Source organism: Actimicrobium sp. CCI2.3, assembly GCF_035019065.1.
Taxonomy (GTDB): domain Bacteria; phylum Pseudomonadota; class Gammaproteobacteria; order Burkholderiales; family Burkholderiaceae_D; genus Actimicrobium.
This window is the reverse complement of the sequence record NZ_JASJWR010000001.1, coordinates 1-17,255: the sequence shown is the minus strand read 5'-3', so window position 1 is coordinate 17,255 and position 17,255 is coordinate 1. Positions and strand designations below refer to the sequence as shown.

General features: G+C 54.9%; 14 protein-coding genes and 1 rRNA gene. 5 read left to right on the top strand and 10 right to left on the bottom strand.

Annotation, left to right across the window (positions count from 1 at the left end):
• Positions 1-147: 147 nt before the first annotated feature.
• Positions 148-813: a GntR family transcriptional regulator gene (locus QN370_RS00075; RefSeq protein WP_322129139.1), complete on the top strand. Its 666-nt coding sequence runs from the start codon at positions 148-150 to the stop codon at positions 811-813.
• A gap of 314 nt (positions 814-1,127) precedes the next feature.
• The gene (locus QN370_RS00070; RefSeq protein WP_322127578.1) at positions 1,128-2,126 is read left to right on the top strand and encodes an ATPase, T2SS/T4P/T4SS family; all 999 of its coding nucleotides are present in this window, start codon (positions 1,128-1,130) and stop codon (positions 2,124-2,126) included.
• 288 nt (positions 2,127-2,414) lie between these two features.
• Here QN370_RS00070 and QN370_RS00065 read toward each other — a convergent pair whose 3' ends face one another.
• Both QN370_RS00065 and QN370_RS00060 read right to left on the bottom strand, forming a co-directional pair.
• Positions 2,415-3,503, bottom strand: coding sequence for a hypothetical protein (locus tag QN370_RS00065; RefSeq protein WP_322127579.1), 1,089 nt, complete (start codon positions 3,501-3,503; stop codon positions 2,415-2,417).
• Between the two features lie 318 nt (positions 3,504-3,821).
• Complete coding sequence (locus QN370_RS00060) at positions 3,822-5,249, bottom strand: cytochrome P450 (protein WP_322127580.1); 1,428 nt, start codon at positions 5,247-5,249, stop codon at positions 3,822-3,824.
• A gap of 262 nt (positions 5,250-5,511) precedes the next feature.
• On the opposite strand from QN370_RS00060, the gene QN370_RS00055 reads away from it, so the two are divergent.
• A complete protein-coding gene (locus QN370_RS00055; RefSeq protein ID WP_322127581.1) occupies positions 5,512-6,402 on the top strand; it encodes an NAD(P)-dependent oxidoreductase in 891 nt (296 codons plus the stop codon).
• Between the two features lie 69 nt (positions 6,403-6,471).
• Entirely contained in the window at positions 6,472-7,347 is an 876-nt protein-coding gene (gene yghU, locus QN370_RS00050) for a glutathione-dependent disulfide-bond oxidoreductase (RefSeq protein ID WP_322127582.1), read from the top strand.
• Positions 7,348-7,391: 44 nt separating this feature from the next.
• Here yghU and QN370_RS00045 read toward each other — a convergent pair whose 3' ends face one another.
• Both QN370_RS00045 and QN370_RS00040 read right to left on the bottom strand, forming a co-directional pair.
• The gene (locus QN370_RS00045; RefSeq protein ID WP_322127583.1) at positions 7,392-8,381 is read right to left on the bottom strand and encodes a zinc-dependent alcohol dehydrogenase family protein; all 990 of its coding nucleotides are present in this window, start codon (positions 8,379-8,381) and stop codon (positions 7,392-7,394) included.
• Between the two features lie 85 nt (positions 8,382-8,466).
• The gene (locus QN370_RS00040) at positions 8,467-9,555 is read right to left on the bottom strand and encodes an NADH:flavin oxidoreductase/NADH oxidase (protein ID WP_322127584.1); all 1,089 of its coding nucleotides are present in this window, start codon (positions 9,553-9,555) and stop codon (positions 8,467-8,469) included.
• A 94-nt stretch (positions 9,556-9,649) separates the two neighbouring features.
• Between QN370_RS00040 and QN370_RS00035 the strand changes: the two genes are divergently transcribed.
• Positions 9,650-9,952, top strand: a complete 303-nt coding sequence (locus tag QN370_RS00035; protein ID WP_322127585.1) for a helix-turn-helix domain-containing protein — start codon at positions 9,650-9,652, stop codon at positions 9,950-9,952.
• 16 nt (positions 9,953-9,968) lie between these two features.
• Here the strand turns inward: QN370_RS00035 and QN370_RS00030 are convergent, their stop codons facing one another.
• From QN370_RS00030 to rrf, 6 genes are all read right to left on the bottom strand, one after another.
• A complete protein-coding gene (locus QN370_RS00030; RefSeq protein ID WP_322127586.1) occupies positions 9,969-11,822 on the bottom strand; it encodes a hypothetical protein in 1,854 nt (617 codons plus the stop codon).
• A gap of 610 nt (positions 11,823-12,432) precedes the next feature.
• Positions 12,433-13,155: a DUF2894 domain-containing protein gene (locus QN370_RS00025; RefSeq protein WP_322127587.1), complete on the bottom strand. Its 723-nt coding sequence runs from the start codon at positions 13,153-13,155 to the stop codon at positions 12,433-12,435.
• The gene (locus tag QN370_RS00020) at positions 13,148-13,786 is read right to left on the bottom strand and encodes an OmpA family protein (RefSeq protein WP_322127588.1); all 639 of its coding nucleotides are present in this window, start codon (positions 13,784-13,786) and stop codon (positions 13,148-13,150) included. The genes QN370_RS00025 and QN370_RS00020 overlap by 8 nt, the downstream gene beginning before the upstream one ends.
• A complete protein-coding gene (locus QN370_RS00015) occupies positions 13,779-15,965 on the bottom strand; it encodes a DUF802 domain-containing protein (protein ID WP_322127589.1) in 2,187 nt (728 codons plus the stop codon). The genes QN370_RS00020 and QN370_RS00015 overlap by 8 nt, the downstream gene beginning before the upstream one ends.
• Positions 15,958-16,728, bottom strand: a complete 771-nt coding sequence (locus QN370_RS00010) for a DUF3348 domain-containing protein (RefSeq protein ID WP_322127590.1) — start codon at positions 16,726-16,728, stop codon at positions 15,958-15,960. The genes QN370_RS00015 and QN370_RS00010 overlap by 8 nt, the downstream gene beginning before the upstream one ends.
• A 234-nt stretch (positions 16,729-16,962) precedes the next feature.
• A 5S ribosomal RNA gene (gene rrf, locus QN370_RS00005) occupies positions 16,963-17,075 on the bottom strand.
• Between the last annotated feature and the right edge of the window lie 180 nt (positions 17,076-17,255).

Below are 17,255 nucleotides of genomic sequence, written 5' to 3'. Positions count from 1 at the left end.
GACACTCATGATCAAAAAAAAAATGGCATCACGCCTCTGACTTCGGCCTTCTTGTGTACAACAATGCCTTTAAAAAATACATGGCAAGTGCCTAGTTTGACTTTATACTTTGTAAATGTACACAAAATAAACACTGCGACCTCACTCATGAAAAATCGATCAGAGACTTTGCGAGAAGCAATAGAAGAAATGATTGCCATCGGAAAGTTCGTACCGGGGCAACATTTAGATGAAACCGAACTGGCCACCCAGTTCGGCGTCTCACGTACCCCGATCCGGGAAGCATTGAATCAACTCATGTCGATGGGCATCATCGTGATGCGCCCACGGCGTGGCGCGGTGGTTGCCGATATCGGTCCGCAGCAGTTGCTCGAGATGTTTGAAGTCATGGCGGAAATTGAAGCAATGTGCGGCCGGCTGGCGGCGCGCCGGATGACGAAGACCGAACACAGCGCGTTGCTGGCGGCGCATCAGGCGTGCAAGGAAGCGCGGGACGGCACCGATTCCGATGACTATTTCTTCCGCAACGAAGCGTTTCATGAACAGATTTACGCAGGCAGTCGCAATGCGTTTCTGGCGGATCAAGCCCGGTCACTGCATCGCCGCTTGCGACCTTATCGCCGACTACAGTTACGGGTGCGTAATCGAACCACGGCGTCCTATGATGAACACGAGCAGATAGTCCAGTCCATCATCGCCGGCAACAGCGACCTGACCGTCGAACTGCTGCGGCAACACATCACGGTTCAGGGCGAGCGTTTTGCTGATTTGATTGCCGCGCTGCCGAAGTCGCCGAATACCAGTGCTGTCTGAGAGGGCTGGCTGGCGCGCTTGATCACAGGGCAATCATTGACTGTGCATGCCGCTCAGTCTTTCTCCGCATAACCACTCTCTCCTGCTCTTCCCGCAGAACATCAGGCTGACGCGACACCTGTCGATGTCAACCTCGCATCCCTCGTTGACACAACGCCTTGTTTCATTTGTGCAATCTAATTTCACGCTGGAATCACGGCTTGCTCAACAACGCCTTGACGACCAGTTGATTCGCGGGCAGCCTACTCTTGGTAACCTTCTTTCGGCGCTGAAATAGCACGCAACCAGTAAAACGTCACCTCAACCATCCAGCCATGACTCTTACTTCGTCAATGCAAGCTCTGCCCTCCGGCCCGACAGATACTGAACTTCCGATCACGAGCCTTTCTCAATTGCCATTTGTCGATATCTATTTGCGTATCGATCAGCCTGAGCAAGGTCGCTATAACCCGATCAAAAAAACAATACAAAACAGTGGGAATCTACCAATTCCTTCGTCCTTAAATGATGATCTCGAGGTGTTACGTCAATACGTCTTGACTCAGCCACACGAAGACAGCTCTTACACCCATGACAATATCCGTCTGAGAATCGCTAAAAAAGAACTGTCGGACAAGTCGGTCTGGGCGTCGATGCGACGAGTCGATCCTGGACTCCTGGATATTGACAGGCTCAATATCAAACCCCGGCTACTTGACTATCTGAAGCAATGCGGCAAGCGCTGTGGATTATTGCTGATCGTCGGAGCGACAGGCAACGGAAAAACGACTACTGCCGCAGCCCTGGTTAACCATTACATGAAGGCGTTTGGCGGCGTCACTTTCACTTTGGAAGATCCGGTTGAATTCCTCTTTCAGGGACCTGTCGGTGAGGCGGGTTATTGTTTCCAGGTGCATGTACAAGACGATGATGGGTGGGCGCAAGGACTGAAAACCGCCCTGCGCTGGCATCCAAATTATATTTATGTCGGCGAGATCCGCACGCCCGAAGCCGCCGCGCAAATGTTGCGAGCAGCAACGTCCGGGCAATTTGTAATCACAACGGTACACGGCGGTTCGATTGAAGAGGGGCTTGCGGGGCTACTGCAAATTGCTTCGAGTGCGGTGGGTAACAGAGCCAATGCGTTGTTGGCTGACGGCCTGATAGGAGTCCTCCACCAAACCCTGACACCGGCAGGACCGCAGATTAAATTTCTCTTTACCGAAGACAACAACATGGGTGACCCGATTCGGGCCTGTGTGCGGGATGGGGAATTGAAGTTGCTGGGTACAAATATCGCCCAGCAAAATGTACGGATGTTTGGACATAGTTAATCTGTACAAGCTGTACACGGTTTTTGCACGCCAGCGATCTGGGGCACAACGATGTTTCCAATAAGGACGTCATTTGCTGCATATGGGTTGGGCCACACTGCCAGCAAACCGGGAAGCGGATGCCTGATTACTTGATCGACCTGTTTTGCAAGAAACGATGGCGTTTAATTTTGATGATCAGAAAGCGCGATCTTAATCTGCTGAACGATGAAGCAGAACGGGGCGAGCACGATAACGATTTAGCGAACAGATGACTTGTATGTGGCGAGATGGCTCTTTTTACGGTTTTCAAATAATTATTTTTTCAGATATAGGGCGACCTAATTCATTCATGACCGCAATAACCTCGTTGCAATGCCCTTTATCCGATACCTGAGCGCCATTCTTATGTGGAAGGGTCAGCGAAAAGGGTTTCTTCCACAAAAAATCTTTTTTATTATTCCCGTCGGGAGAATTCGCTCTGACAACGGCTTTGCCTTCAAAGGGGTCCGTGCTACCGTAATCAGCGATGGCTGACTTGAAAATGGCAAGGGAGATCAAGCCATCGTCAATCATCTGGCTATCTGCAAATGTCTCTTGCAGCACTGGGCCGTGATAGTTGTTGATCGTGGACTCGAATTCTCCTGCGTCCATGGCCTTAATGTGATCCGTCCTCATGCCGGCAAAGTTACCGGCAGTCGGAGTAATGAATCTATATTCCATTGCTTGATCGCCGCCGCTTCCAATTGTTAATCGCGTCCATTCCTCGACATCGAGTTGGCTGCGTGCTTCCAATCCTTCATGCAGTGGGTCAGCAATATAGGTCGTGCCTTTATCTCTGACTAAAGCTGCAATATGATAATCAAACGTATCAGGTGATGCGATTTTATTTTGGCCTATTATCGTTGTTCCCTCAATCCAGCCTATTACTTGCGCCGAGTTTGATTTGACGATCATTGCGGAAAGAACGTTGGCACGGTGGTAACAATAATCCCGAGTACACGGATCTTCTTTGCCGGCGTTGAGCCCTGGACTGTAATAGGCGTCTCTCACCATTGCCAACTGCTCTCTCCATCGCGCAGGCTGCGCGATATGATTCGCCGATTCAATGTGTTGAACAGGGGACATCTCTGGGCTAGTCTGACTAGACAAATTAGTCTGATTAAGCGAATTAAGCGAATTAAGCGAATTAGACGAACTGTCAGCAGAACGGGTCAAAAAAAATCGTTCTCTTTCCTTGATACCGTGATGCGCAGTTAATTCGGTTGCCATTGCTGTTTTTATGCATTCAGACGGCGCTTTATCCGCTCGTTGTTGAACCGTGTTTATATTTACGTGAGGAGTTTCAATGGTGTGCGAAACACGACGACCAAAGATTCGATTTACTAAGTTATTCATAAATAATGCCACATGAGTCAATATGGGAGATTAATTTAAAAATTCCCGGTTCCGCAGAAGGCAGAAGGCAGGAGTGTGAGAACACACTGATACAACGTACTTTCCAGGTATCTCAGCAGGTCCTACGCATATCAGAAAATATCGACACTGAGATAAAGTTATATCGCTATTTCAATGGAGTAGTTCCATTTAGCAATCTCCCCATATCATTTTCAATTGACCTCGGCATCACTGAAACAGCGTGGCGCTGTCAGCTAAAAATATTTAGCCGGCCAGACCATGTGTCTGGCGCAGAAAATGTATTGACCTGTGGCCCGATCAACCCGGTTGACGTCGTCGCAGCTGCATCTTCAAACCAACCGGCGACATCACAAACGCCATCAACTCGCGTGGTTCCCGTCCATCGGGAGTGTGGACCGAGGCGAGCTCGAATTGTCCGAGTAATAGTGCGATCGCCATCTTAATTTCCAGCAAGGCGAGATAGCGTCCGGGGCAGGTCCGCAGGCCCGCACCAAATGGCATGGCGATGCGCTTGTCGGCGGTGGCACCGGTGCCGTCATCAAGCCAGCGCTGCGGATTGAAGCTCTTTGCTGCAACAAAAAATCGTTCATCGATGCTGTGATGACGCAGGACACACCAGAGCAACGTTCCTGCGGGAACCGCAATGTCGCCGATCACCGTGTCGCGCAGCGCCTCGACCGGCATGTACGGTGCGACCGGTTTGAGCCGCATTGCCTCCTGCGCACACGCATCCACGTAGTCCAGCGCGTCCATCTGTTCAATCGTGAAGGCGGACGAATCAGGTGCAACCCGACGCACTTCCTGCTGCGCCCGTTGCAAGGCATCCGGATGCGCATGCAGCAAAAACAGCATCCAGGCGATCGTGTTGGCGGTCGTATCTTCGCCGGCCAGCAGCATCGTCGTGACATTGCCGGACACAGTCTGATCCGTCACGCCGCTGTCGGGTTCGCCGGCTGCCACCAGCATTGCTTCGAGCAGGTTGGCCGGATGTGCGCGGCGTCCCGGATCCGCGGCAAGCCGTGCATGCGCTGCGGCGATGAGCTCGCCGATGGCAGTCTTCAGCGCCAGGACGCTGCGATCGAGGCGGCGGTCCGATGGCAGTTTCAGGTAGCGCCAATACGGAATGATCGCCAGGCTGCGCCGGGCGATCATCGGCAAAATCAGGTCAAGGTGCTGTTGAATCCTGTCCTCGCCAGACGCGATGGTATTGACATCCGTCCCAAATGCCAGCCCGGCAATGATGTCGACGGTATAGCGCTTCAGATCGCCCGAGAGATCGATTTCCGCCTCGCTACAAACCGCCTTGTCCCAGCGTTGTTGCAGGCGCAGGGCGACTTTGACTAGCGCCGGAAAATACGCCTTGATTGCCGTCGGTGACAGGGCTGCCATGACCATGCGCCGCTGGTTGCGCCAATCGTCTCCTTCGGCCATGAATACGCCCGGGATGCCGCCCATTTCGCGCGAGACTTTTTCGGTCACCGCAGGACGCCGATAGCCACTTGGCCGGTCACGCAGGATCGCACCAATTGTCACGTGATCCGCTACAACCAGAATCGTGGCTGGCCCCAGCGACATGCGAAAAAAATCGCCGTATTGAACACACCATTGCTCGACGATCTGGTGCACGCGATCAGGCTTGATCTGATGGATATTGCCCAGCAACGGCAATGTGGGCGGACCAGGCAAATCGTGCAGCTGGCGCAGTGGCATTCGGGCTTCAGGCATGGCGGCTCCAGTAAATAGGCAGACCTCACGGTACACCGGAAATGGCGAGCACAGGTCATTACCGAGCAGACAGAATGGGCGATGTCAATGATTGGCTTCATGGAGGTGACCGCGGCCGGCTTAAGCGAGAGTCCGGACTTCTCAACTATGATGGGTGCGCTTAACGGATCAACGAACGACGTCCTGCTCCGACCGGCCCACTCAACCGACCCCAGCGCAGACGCCGCCGCAACATCACCGGAAACACCATCAGGAGAACACTATGACCACCACCTCAATCGGCTTCCTCGGCCTGGGCAGCATGGGAGCGCCGATGGCGCGCAACCTGCTCAAGAGCGGCCTTGCCGTCACCGTGTATAACCGGACTCAAACGACTGCCGAGGCCTTGCGCGCCGACGGTGCCCGCGTCGCCGCAACGCCAGCCGATGCCGTCGTCGAAGGCGGTATTGCCATCACGATGCTGGCCCATGACGCGGCTCTCGAAGCGGTCACGCTGGGGCAGGATGGCATTCTGCACAAGCTTGGCAAGGGAGGCCTGCATATCTCGATGAGTACGGTTTCTCCCGAAACCTCAAAAAAGCTGGCCGCCCTGCATGAAGCCAACGGCAGCCTGTTCCTCAGTGCGCCGGTGTTCGGCCGACCGGAAGCCGCTGCGGCCCAAAAACTGTGGATATGCCAATCGGGCAGCGCCGATGCCAAGCGACGGGCGAAGGCCATTCTCGATGTATTGGGTCAGGGTATCCATGACTTTGGCGACGATCCGGCTGCGGCGAACGTGGTCAAGCTGTCCGGCAATTTCATGATCCTGGCAGCGATCGAAACGATGGCGGAAGCGCAAGCGCTAGCCGAAAAAAATGGCATCGACCGCGTCGCGCTGGCGAGTTTTTTTGGCCAGACACTCTTCTCCTGTCCGATTTACCAGAACTACGGGCGCACGATTGCCGAGCGGTCTTTTGAGCCGGCCGGGTTCAAGCTCGAGCTTGGCATGAAAGATGTCCGACTGGTACGCGACGTCGCTGAAGCTGCGATGGTATCGATGCCATTGGCAGACCTGCTCCACGCCCGCCTGCTGACCAGCCTCGCGAAAAATCGTGGCAAGCAGGACTGGACCGCCATCGAACTGGTCACCGCCGACGACGCAGCACTGCGCTAGCACACTGCCAACATCTCAACCCGGCCCTGTCCAGGCCGGAACTCACTTATTTTTTTCAAGGAATCCATCATGACGAATTCATCGACCTATACCCCACCTAAAATCTGGACGGCCGACAAGGAAAGCGGCGGCCACTTCGCCAACATCAACCGTCCGGTCTCTGGCCCGACCCGCGACAAGGTGCTCGAGATCGGCGTGCATCCGCTGCAGCTGTATTCGATGGGTACGCCAAACGGCGTCAAGGTCACCGTCATGCTTGAAGAGTTGCTGGCAGCCGGACATACCGGTGCCGAATACGATGCCTGGCTGATCCGGATTCAAGAAGGCGATCAGTTCGGCAGCGGTTTCGTCGGCATCAATCCGAACTCGAAAATCCCGGCGCTGGTGGACCACAGCGGCGCGGTACCGGTGCGGATTTTCGAGTCCGGCGCGATTCTGGTTTATCTGGCTGAAAAATTCGGTGCCTTCCTGCCGACGGATGCCGCCAAGCGTGCCGAATGCCTGTCCTGGCTGTTCTGGCAAATGGGTAGCGGACCTTTTCTGGGAGGCGGATTTGGCCACTTCTATACCTATGCACCAACGAAAATTGAATACGCAATCGACCGTTATGCGATGGAAGTCAAACGCCAACTGGATGTGCTGGACAAGCGTCTTGCCGACAATGAATACATTGCCGGCGACGACTACACGATTGCCGACATGGCGATCTGGCCGTGGTACGGTGCGCTCGCAAAGGGATTGCTGTATGAAGCGGGGGAATTTCTGCAGGTACAGGAGTATACAAACGTGCAGCGCTGGACCAACCAGATCGCCGAACGTGCTGCCGTGAAGCGCGGACGCATGGTCAACCGGACGATGGGAGAGCCATCGAGCCAGTTGCATGAGCGCCATGATGCGAGTGACTTTGCGATAAAAACCCAGGACAAATTGGCGACCCCGACCTGATTGCGCAGGATCGTGTCGCCGTCCTGCGCGCGATGCGGTCTGCCTTACAAGGTGATCACGATCTTGCCAATTTGCTGGTTTGATTCCATGTACCGATGCGCTTCGACGATCTGCTCGAACGGGAAGGTCTTCGCGACGGTCGGCTTGAGCTTGCCTTCGGTAAGCCCTTTCAGGATGAACTGCGTGGCGCGGGCAAAGCGTTCCGGGTTGGTGCTGATTTCAAATAGCGTGTAGCCACGTATCGTCAGATGCTTGCCAAGAACCGTGAACAACGGGAATGGTGCCGCCTCGCTACTGAGCGCGCCGTACTGGAAAATGATGCCGCTTGGTGCCGTCGCTTCAGCCAGTTTGGCCAGGGTTGGGCCGGACACGGGGTCGAACACGACGCGCGCGCCCTTGTTGTCGGTGATCTTGTTGACCTGTTGGACGAGGTCTTCTTCCTCGGTGGCGATGACATGTTTGGCACCGGCCTTGAGCAGCGCATCACGCTTGCCGCTGAAACGCGTCAGGGCAATCGGAATGGCACCGATCATGTTCGCAATTTCGATGGCGGCGACACCGACACTGCTCGATGCCGCCGGGATCAGCACGAACTCGCCTGGCTGGGTGTCGGCAAACTCGACCAGTGCGCCGTAGGCTGTCATGTATTGCATCCAGACCGACGCAGCCTCCACCCACGACAACGAAGCGGGATGCTTGACCGTGGCAGACGCAGGAACATTGACCAGATCACCGTAGACGCCGTACTGGTTTTGCGAGAAAGCGGGCACGGTACTGACCACGTCGCCTACCTTGAAATCGCTGACGCCCTCGCCCACGGCTGTGATGGTACCCGCTGCTTCATAGCCCAGGCGAGCCGGCAATTGCGGTGCTTCCAGGTATTGGCCATTGCGGAACATGACTTCGGCACGGTTCACGCCGATCGCGCGAACGCTGATTTGTAACTCGCCCGCAGCGGGTGCGGCGACGGGCTCCTCGATGATCTGCAAGACTTCCGGACCACCGGTTTTGAAAAATTTAACAACGCGTGCCATGGTTGAATTCCTTCTTCATTAAATAACGTTTATTCGGAAATGCACTTGCCCGGGCACGATACCCTGTGCCCACTTACATGGCAAATTAGTACCGTTCGAGCCAGTGTGCATACGATGCCGGTAAAGTCCACGATGGTCGTTCCACGCCCAACTCCTTGGCAGCGAAATATGCCCAGTGCGGATTGGCCAGATGCGCCTTGCCCACCATGACCAGATCAAGCTGCTCCGACTTGACTGCTTGCTCGGCCAGCGCTGGTACGCCGAAGCCCCAGGCCGAGGACACCGGTACGCCGACTTCCCGACGCACGCGCTCACTAACTGGGCCCATAAATGCGGGTCCCCACGGGATGGATGCCGTGGGAGTTGAAAAGCCCATGCTGACGCTAATCATGTCCATGCCAGCTGCCTTGAACTGTTTGACCAGGCCAATTGACTCCAGCAAGGTTTGCTCGTCGCGACCGTCGTACTCGATCACGCCGAAACGCACTGTCAGCGGCAGGTTTTCCGGCCACACTTCGCGAACGGCTTTCAAGGTCTCGAGAAGAAAACGGCTGCGGTTTTCGACGCTGCCACCATAGATATCGTCACGCTGGTTTGAATGCGCAGAAAAGAAACTCTGCGCCAGATAGCCGTGCGCAAAATGCAGCTCCAGCCATTCAAAACCAACTTCCCGCGCACGCACTGCGGCATCAACAAACTCCTGACGCACGCGGGCAATATCATCGAGCGTCATCTCGCGTGGCTGCTTTGGCAGATTGGCGCCAAAGGCAATCGCGGAAGGCGCAATGGTTTGCCAGCCACGCGCATCATCCTCGGCAATATGGTCATCACCCTCCCAGGGACGATTCGAGCTGGCTTTGCGGCCAGCGTGACCGATCTGAATACCGGGCACCGCACCGGCCGACTTGATCCCTTGCACGATGGGCACGAACGCCTGCGCCAGGTCATCGTTCCAGATGCCGGTGCAGCCGGGAGTGATCCGTCCTTCCGGTGCGACGCCGGTGGCCTCGACAATGACCAGTGCAGCACCGCCACGCGCCATGCTGGTGTAGTGCGCCAGATGCCAGTCATTGACGAGGCCATCGACAGCCATGTACTGACACATTGGCGGCACGGCAATACGGTTGCGCAACGTGGAATTTTTAAGTGCGAACGGTTGGAATAAGGCAGACATGAGTTCCTTTGGTTAGATGGTCGAGTGGCAGTTCGGTATTTCGTAAATAGTCGAACAATGGAAGGAGTGTACAGCAAGGTGTATCCTTCCGCCCATGCGCCCACTTAAACACCCTGCCCCCCACGACCTTGCCCTCGAACGCGTGCTGTATGCATTGAGCGACTCGATCCGCCTCGACATCGTCCGGCACCTGGCCCGCGTGGACGTAGCGACCTGCGGTGAACTTGATGGCGGACGACCGAAGTCCACGGTCTCGCATCATTTCAAGGTCTTGCGCGAAGCCGGATTGGTCATGACAGAAAACAATGGCACCAACCACATGAACCGGTTGCGCCGCGTCGACATTGAAAGCCGGTTTCCCGGCTTGCTGGCGGCGATCCTGAAGCAGGATGCCTGACATCAGGCAATGCCTGTTACGGCATGAACCCGAGCGAATCGTTCGTTGCGATTATTGGCGCAACAGGGGCGAATTCCTTGGCGATTGCCATCAACAACATCACTTCCTGATACACCTCAATATCGAACCCGCGCCGGACTCCATCGCGATTGTCCAGCACGAGGGTTTCAAGATAAGCCACGATGCGATCGGTTTCCCATAATTCGCAAATGCGGTCGATGACATGCGGAAAATCTTCCAGGCTCATCGTCGAGGCATTGCCAGGAATTTCAGACCATTCAGGAATGCAGGCGTTGAAGACAAGTATCGTTCGCTCACGCAGCGCTTCATAGCTAGGCTGGTTGTCATTTTCGCGATACAGGTCCAGCAAAAATAGCCATGGCATCGGTGACTCAGGCAAATCTAATTCGCCATACGGTTCCAGTATTTCGATTGCCCGGGCAGGATCGTTCAGAGACAACCAGAATTCAGCCTCCTGCATCACATCAGAAATCTCTTCTACCTTCACGTGCTCAAGCCTGGCCGGATAAAATTGCAGCGCGTCATGCGTTACCAACGCCGCTTTAGCTACATTGGCCACATTGGCAACTGAATCGGCAGTCTCGACAACCGCTGGTACCGCATTCGCACTTTGCCCGCTGGGCGACAAACTGTTGTCTTGCAAGAACGGAGGCACCGCATTCGTGTCAAGTGTGGCTTTCTTCCCGGCACCAAATAGGCTGGACGTCGTTGTTCCTGTCTGATCCGCTTTGGCAGCAACCTCGCCCGCGCTTGATTCAGCGTCGGATTGCGTACGCAACACACTCAAATCCCATGCAGTTTCTGGCTGCTCTTTCCGCAAATTCCGTAGTCGCCATCCCAGCCATCCCACCGTACCGAGACTTGCCAATAACAACAGACCAAGACCTGCAAACCATCCGGGCGACAAGGAATTCTGCTGTAACTCATTGAGAACAACCATGTCGGCGGCATGTTGCACTTTACTGGCCTCGGATTGACGCTGCAGTCCCGTGATCTGCTTTTGCTGCAGGAGGTTTTGCTGCTCGGCCAGGCGCACTGGATCTTCACCGCGCAACAACATCGCATAGCGTCGCTGGGCTGCGGAAAGCTCCTCGGACGGCGGCAAAATGCCAGATGAAGTCGATTCAATCATCTGCCTGCTTAGCTTGAGCTGCCCGGAACCGCCAAACTTCTCGCCAGGCAGATCTTGCGATGAAAGTTTCAGTATGTTTCGAGAGGTGCCGCTGAGATTAGCCGGTGTCAAAGGTGCCGGATTGCGCGAGACAAGCGCGGTACCACCAACGGCACTCGCACTTCGCTTGTTGCGCTCGACTGTCGCGACTGCTTCCGTGCGCGCACGTTCAACTCGCGGAATGACCAACCGATTATCGTCCGTAGCAAGAGACTTGTTACCCGCACCGCCACCAGCATTACCGCTTGGCAGCGTTGCAAGCGTATCGGTTAAGTTACTCACCGGATCGAGCAAAATCTGGAATTCACGGTGTACCCGTGAATCGCAGGTCAAATCAACCGACACCGACATCGCAGGCTCATAGACTGGCCGACGAGTCGTTATCTGAATGAAAGATTGCCCCTGTGCCGACTGAACGATGGACACCAATGGCTCAGCAATGAAGACACCTTCCAGGGATTCGAGGCGAAATTTGATGCAGGAAGCCAGCAGATTCGCGCTGTCCGCACCGATCAACAGGACAGCTAACCTGAGTGATTGACCCAGTCCGGATTGCACTTGAATCGATCCCAGCCCAACGGCGTGGGCCGAACCGGCACACAAGATCATTACTGCGAGTCCAATCCGATACATTGCCGGATTGAGATTTATGCACATCATCGTTTCGAATTTCCTCACAAAGGGCCTCCACAGCCACCAGCTATGACCAAGATTTATCTTAATCATATGCCAAAAAAAAACGTGCCTACAGTTAATAATTTGCGAAAAGCTAACTTGCACCGAGACTACTGCCAGGACGACTGAAAGCCGATAGGTCACATTGTTGATCTATGCATAGGAAGGGAAGCATTGACTGATAGTGGAATCTCGGGATCTCATGCGGATAGTGGCTTTACCTGCATGCACAGAAATTTGTCAGACTAGCGTCGATCAATTTGTTCGCACATGGCCCGCTACATCTTCAAGGATTTATGTTCAAGTTGCAAGTTTGGTCCCCCATCTCAGGTGCGCCCAAATCATGCATGTTTGACGCCCGTTTCGCCACCATTATCTAATTCGCACCACACCGTCGACATTGACATTTATTTGGCGCTTCAGTGTGGAGCTCAGATTTTTCTCCGTCGATCTTGCCTACGCAAGCGTCGTAAGCCAAGTTCCTTAGACTGGTGACTGCCGGAAACGACACATCAACGCGATCAATACAGCGAATGAATTCAGCGAATAAGTTCAGCGTAGCTGGCCAGCTCATGGACGTCGATGACATCGCTGCGCTGACAAGTCGTTGCCATTATTTTTTAGCCGTCTTGGCCGGTGACGATTTTTTCGGGTTGGCCAGCTTTTCCTTTTCGCCTTGCTGGTCCAGAGACAACAGGGTGTCCGCATAGGACATGAACCGGTTGAGATAATCCGGCGAGACATCGCGCATCAGCGCTAACGAGCGCAATACCAGCATGTGCGAATTGATCGGACCAGCATTTTTCGGTGCGTGTTCAAGTGCACGGCTTACTTGCCTGCTGGTACTCAGTGTTGACCAGACATTTTTGGCACTGCGCAAGGTTTTCAGCCCGGTGTGCAAGCCGGCAGGTGCTCTCGCACCGGCCACTACCGTTTCGGGGCCACGCGGTTCCAACCGGCGCAAGAGACCCGCCAGAGGACTCGGCTGCTCGCTTTCTTTTACATGATCAATGCACCGCTTCAAGCCATTGAAATCACTGGCGACAAAAAAGCGCTGCAACTGGTCTGCCGCGTGCGGATGCGCCACGACTGTTTCGGCGAGGGTGTTGCTGGCCTCGGATTGTGCGCGCTCAAAGCGCGCGGCGAACGTCGCCAGGCCCTGCTCCAGCTTTTCATCTAGCAGACATTTGGCACGGCCTTGATGTGTTGCGGCGCGTCTTGCCAATGCTTCCAGATAGTGCTGCCCGAAAGGATCAAACCGGTTCGCACCAGCAGCACGCAATGCGGCGATACGCTTGTCCGGACTGGCTACGGCATCATGAACCGGCTCATCCATCAGGCGATTTGCCGGCTTTGGGTGCTCGAGGTACGGGTGCCATTTCTACCCGTCGATTTTGCGCACGCGTCACATCGTCAGTATTGGCAGTGACCGGTTGCTCGGCACCAAATGCTGCAGCGAAGACCATCGATGAAGGCATACCTGCGTCGATCAGGGCGCGGGTGACCGTCAGGGCGCGTTGGGCTGACAGCTCCCAATTATCCGCAAAACGACCGCCCCGTATCGAGATGTCATCGGTGAACCCGCTCACCATCAGCAGTTCGTCACGCGTTGTCAGGTACGCTTGCAACGGCTTCACCAGACTGACCAGGACTTGCCGGCCTTCAGGCTGCAACTGGTCCGAATTCAGCCCGAACAAGACCTGGCCGCTAATGCCGATGCGACCGTTGTTCAGGGTAATGCGTCCGCTGGCCAGCGGCACCGCCAGCGCTTTTTCCAGCGTCATGCGGCGCTGCTCTTCGATCTGGCGCTTGCTGATCTCTTCCTGCAGATGGGTGGTCAATTCCATTTGCACGCCCATCACGCCGACCAGTATCAGCACAAACGCACCCAGCAAGCCCGACATCAGATCACCAAAAACTGCCCAGACTGGCGCGGTGTGTTCTACGCCGCCATCACTGTCATCCATTGCCCGCTCCCTCGCCAGGCGTGGCTTGGCGTTCAGGAAGCTGGCGCAATTCTTCAAATATTTCTTTTTGCGATGTCATGCTCAGGTCGATGATGTCACGCGCCTGGGCGACATAGTAGGCCAGTTGTTCATCACTTCTCAGCATCGATTTATCCATCGCGCCTTCGATGCGATGCAGACTGGCGATCAGTTTTTCATTGCCTTCACTAAACGATTGCACCGCAAAACTGAACGCCTCGCTCAGACTCGACACATCAACGGCACTGCTGGTCACCTGTGCCGCGATCTCGGCAAGCTTGGCCGTTTCGGTCGCCACATTATCTGAAAACACGTTGCCGGCAACTTCCAGTGTGACGGCAGAAGACGAGACCAACTTATCAATAACCAATTGCTGTTCGACCGAGGCATGATTGATTGCGTCGAGCAATCCATTGAGTGTTTCCATGATGCGACTGCGCTCTTCAAGTAACGCGTTATCGCGCGCGACGCTGTTCGAGATTTCCTTGCGCAACTGACCGATCACCTCTGCCGCTGCGCGCGGCGCTTCCGAAGCGGTGTGAATGAGACGGGTGATCGGCTCTTCAAGGGCCGTGCCCAGCGTGGACAAATGCTGCGTCAACGCAGCTTGCAGTTCGCCCAGACGATCAACGGCGGCATTGGCGCGCAGCGCTTCCTCATCCCTGAGTGCGCCGAGTTCAGTGCGCAGCAGAGTGGCTAGCTGATCCGTTGTCGCACGCTGCTGCTCGAGCCAGCGGGCTTCAGCATTGATACGGGAACGCATCAACTCTTCGGCACCGGTCATCAGACGGGTTGCTTCATCCATCGACGTGCTGGCGCTGATTTGCGCCTGATTGGTAATGGTTTGTGCAGTGCGCGTCCAGGTGTCGCAGAGTTGCTGTTGCTGCGTCAGTGTGTGTGTCGTCGTTTGCTGCAATTGGCTGCTGAATGACGCCGTCATGGCTTCCAGTGACTGCCTCCACACCTGTTGTTGCTCTTCATCCTTGGCCGACTGATCCGACTGCATGCGCGCATGGGTATCGCTGACGGTCGCGACGAGGGCATTGGACCGCTGATCAAATGTGCTGTTGAATGCACTCAGCGAATGCTCCAGACCAGAAGCAATCCGCCCGCTGGCCAGTTCATGATTATTAAGTGCTGCAGTCCATGTGTCGGTCACGCTAGTGGTGGCGGTATCAAACCTTTCGGAGAGACCGCTTAGTTGCAATTGCACGGCATCGGCCACGCGCTCGTGCATTAACGTAGCTTCGCGTGCAATGCCGCTCATTGCTGCTTCAACTATGGACTTGATGCTCTCGCCGGCTACCTGTGCGCTTGTATGCAAACTCTCGCGCAGGGACTTGTCGACCGCATGGGCGAGATCGGTGTAGACACCTTTGATGTCGTCGTGAAAGCGCTCCTGATTACCGAGAAGGTGCTGGCTTAATTGCTGACCGAGTTGCTGGCTGGTCGTTTCCATCCGCGTCATCATCGACTGTAATTGATCGACCACGGCAGGCAAAACCTGAGACTGCAGCTGCAATGCCTTGAGTGTTTCCTCTCGCTGGTAAGCGAGTGAGAATTGACGCAGCGTCGTCGCAATCCTGCTGTCCAGGATCTGGGCCGCCTGCAATCGGTCGCGCCGGCAGAGCGCCGACATGAATCCCAGCATGGCCGACGCCGCCACCCCGGCCACCGAGGTGCCAAACGCGAGCCCTAAACCTTTGACCGGCATTGACAGCGCCGAGCGCATGGCTTGGAGATCCGTCGTTTTTTCGAGCGCAAACACCGCGCCGTTGAGCGTCACCACCATACCCATGAAGGTACCCAGCATTCCCAGCATCACCAGCAAGCCCACCAGATAGGGCGTAAGTGCCGGCCCGGGCAAACTGACGCGATCACCTTCAATGCGCAAGCGCACCGCATTCTGCAACGTGGCATCAATGCGCGCGAGCCACTCACCGAGCACTGGCAACTTATCGGGAATCGCGGCAAGTGCTGTGGTCAATGTGCATGTTGCTTGACGAAACTGGCGTAGTTCCAGCGTGCCGTAGGCGTAGACGAGACCAATGAGGAGTGTCATCGTCAGAGCGAGCACATTGTCACGGATAAATCCGGTGCCGATCCAGACAATACCAAGTGCACCCAGGAAAAAAGCGACGGTAAAGAGATGTCTATTCATTGTGGTTGTTGTGGCCTAGTGCTTCGATGAGCCCCATGACAGGTTGCAGGCGCAGCTCCAATTCAGAGAGCAGCAATGTTTGCATGTCGCTATAAAATTGGCCGAGCCAGCCATTCGGCTGCACCCATTGTGCGGGGTTGTCCGGCTGCCCGATAGAAAGATGGCGTTGTTGGGTCGTCTTGAACAGCGTCTCAAAATGTTTTTTTAACAGAACAGGTATTTTCGCGAGCAGTTTGCTCTCGCGTTCACGCAATATCCCTTCCAGTGCAGCGTCCAGGTCTGCAAGTTTTTTGAGTGTTGGCGAGACTTTTTCCAGCACCTTACGAACATGGAGTCGCAACGGCACAATATGCAGTTCCATGTCGCGCTGGTGGGCATCATAAAACCAGCGATACGGCGCGTAAGCAGCGGCGAGGTCCAGTGGCAACTCAAGCACTGGAATCGGCAACTGGATTGGGGATTTTTTTGTCTTCGGTGAGCAGCTCGACATGATCGAGTTGGTCAATTCTGTTTGTAACCGATTGAATTCCCCCTCGACCGCAGCAGACAACGTTACTTGCAATTGCGACGAGATCGTCAACAACGGTGTTGTGTTCTCGTTATGTACGGCAGACAAGGTAATGGCATCGGCAAAATGTATCCACAGACCTAACTTTTCTGCAAACAGGCTTTCCGACTCGACCGAATCCACAATCCTGAGATCGGCAAGGCAACGGATGAGGTTGGAACTGTGAAAATTAGTGCGCGGCAAAACTCGCGTCATAGGTGAAGACAATCAAAATCGGGAAAAAAGAGAAGCTCTGATGGTTCACGCCGTCAGCCGGATAGCCAAATTTTCGGAAATGCCAGATCACGAATGTCGAATCACTTTTGGCGACCGCTTCACGTCATTTCCGGTCCGGATTATATCTCGCCAGGGAAGTAAAACCTAACCGTGATCCCCAACGCAAAAAGGCCCTTCTTTCGAAGGGCCCTCTTGTTTGCTGCTTGTAACTTAGCCTGACGATGACCTACTTTCACACGTGTTGACGCACTATCATCGGCGCAACGTCGTTTCACGGTCCTGTTCGGGATGGGAAGGGGTGGTACCGACGCGCTATGGTCATCAGGCTTAACTTGTAGAATCCTCTGTGAGAGCCGTTACTCTGGCTCCCTCAGGGGACGCAATTCGGAAGAAGTAAAGAGGTACAACACACACCTTGAAATCATCTCAGTGTGCAGTTAGCGGGCGTGATGCTCAACAAACGCATACGCCATACTCGTCGTCTCTAACCCATCAAGGTTATAGGG

What these genes read in the sequence shown, in the direction of transcription:
- QN370_RS00075 (WP_322129139.1), top strand. Translation starts at nt 148, where the DNA reads ATGAAAAATCGATCAGAGACTTTGCGAGAAGCAATAGAAGAAATGATT.
- QN370_RS00070 (WP_322127578.1), top strand. Translation starts at nt 1,128, where the DNA reads ATGACTCTTACTTCGTCAATGCAAGCTCTGCCCTCCGGCCCGACAGAT.
- QN370_RS00065 (WP_322127579.1), bottom strand. Translation starts at nt 3,503, where the DNA reads ATGAATAACTTAGTAAATCGAATCTTTGGTCGTCGTGTTTCGCACACC.
- QN370_RS00060 (WP_322127580.1), bottom strand. Translation starts at nt 5,249, where the DNA reads ATGCCTGAAGCCCGAATGCCACTGCGCCAGCTGCACGATTTGCCTGGT.
- QN370_RS00055 (WP_322127581.1), top strand. Translation starts at nt 5,512, where the DNA reads ATGACCACCACCTCAATCGGCTTCCTCGGCCTGGGCAGCATGGGAGCG.
- yghU (WP_322127582.1), top strand. Translation starts at nt 6,472, where the DNA reads ATGACGAATTCATCGACCTATACCCCACCTAAAATCTGGACGGCCGAC.
- QN370_RS00045 (WP_322127583.1), bottom strand. Translation starts at nt 8,381, where the DNA reads ATGGCACGCGTTGTTAAATTTTTCAAAACCGGTGGTCCGGAAGTCTTG.
- QN370_RS00040 (WP_322127584.1), bottom strand. Translation starts at nt 9,555, where the DNA reads ATGTCTGCCTTATTCCAACCGTTCGCACTTAAAAATTCCACGTTGCGC.
- QN370_RS00035 (WP_322127585.1), top strand. Translation starts at nt 9,650, where the DNA reads ATGCGCCCACTTAAACACCCTGCCCCCCACGACCTTGCCCTCGAACGC.
- QN370_RS00025 (WP_322127587.1), bottom strand. Translation starts at nt 13,155, where the DNA reads ATGGATGAGCCGGTTCATGATGCCGTAGCCAGTCCGGACAAGCGTATC.
- QN370_RS00020 (WP_322127588.1), bottom strand. Translation starts at nt 13,786, where the DNA reads ATGGATGACAGTGATGGCGGCGTAGAACACACCGCGCCAGTCTGGGCA.
- QN370_RS00015 (WP_322127589.1), bottom strand. Translation starts at nt 15,965, where the DNA reads ATGAATAGACATCTCTTTACCGTCGCTTTTTTCCTGGGTGCACTTGGT.
- QN370_RS00010 (WP_322127590.1), bottom strand. Translation starts at nt 16,728, where the DNA reads ATGACGCGAGTTTTGCCGCGCACTAATTTTCACAGTTCCAACCTCATC.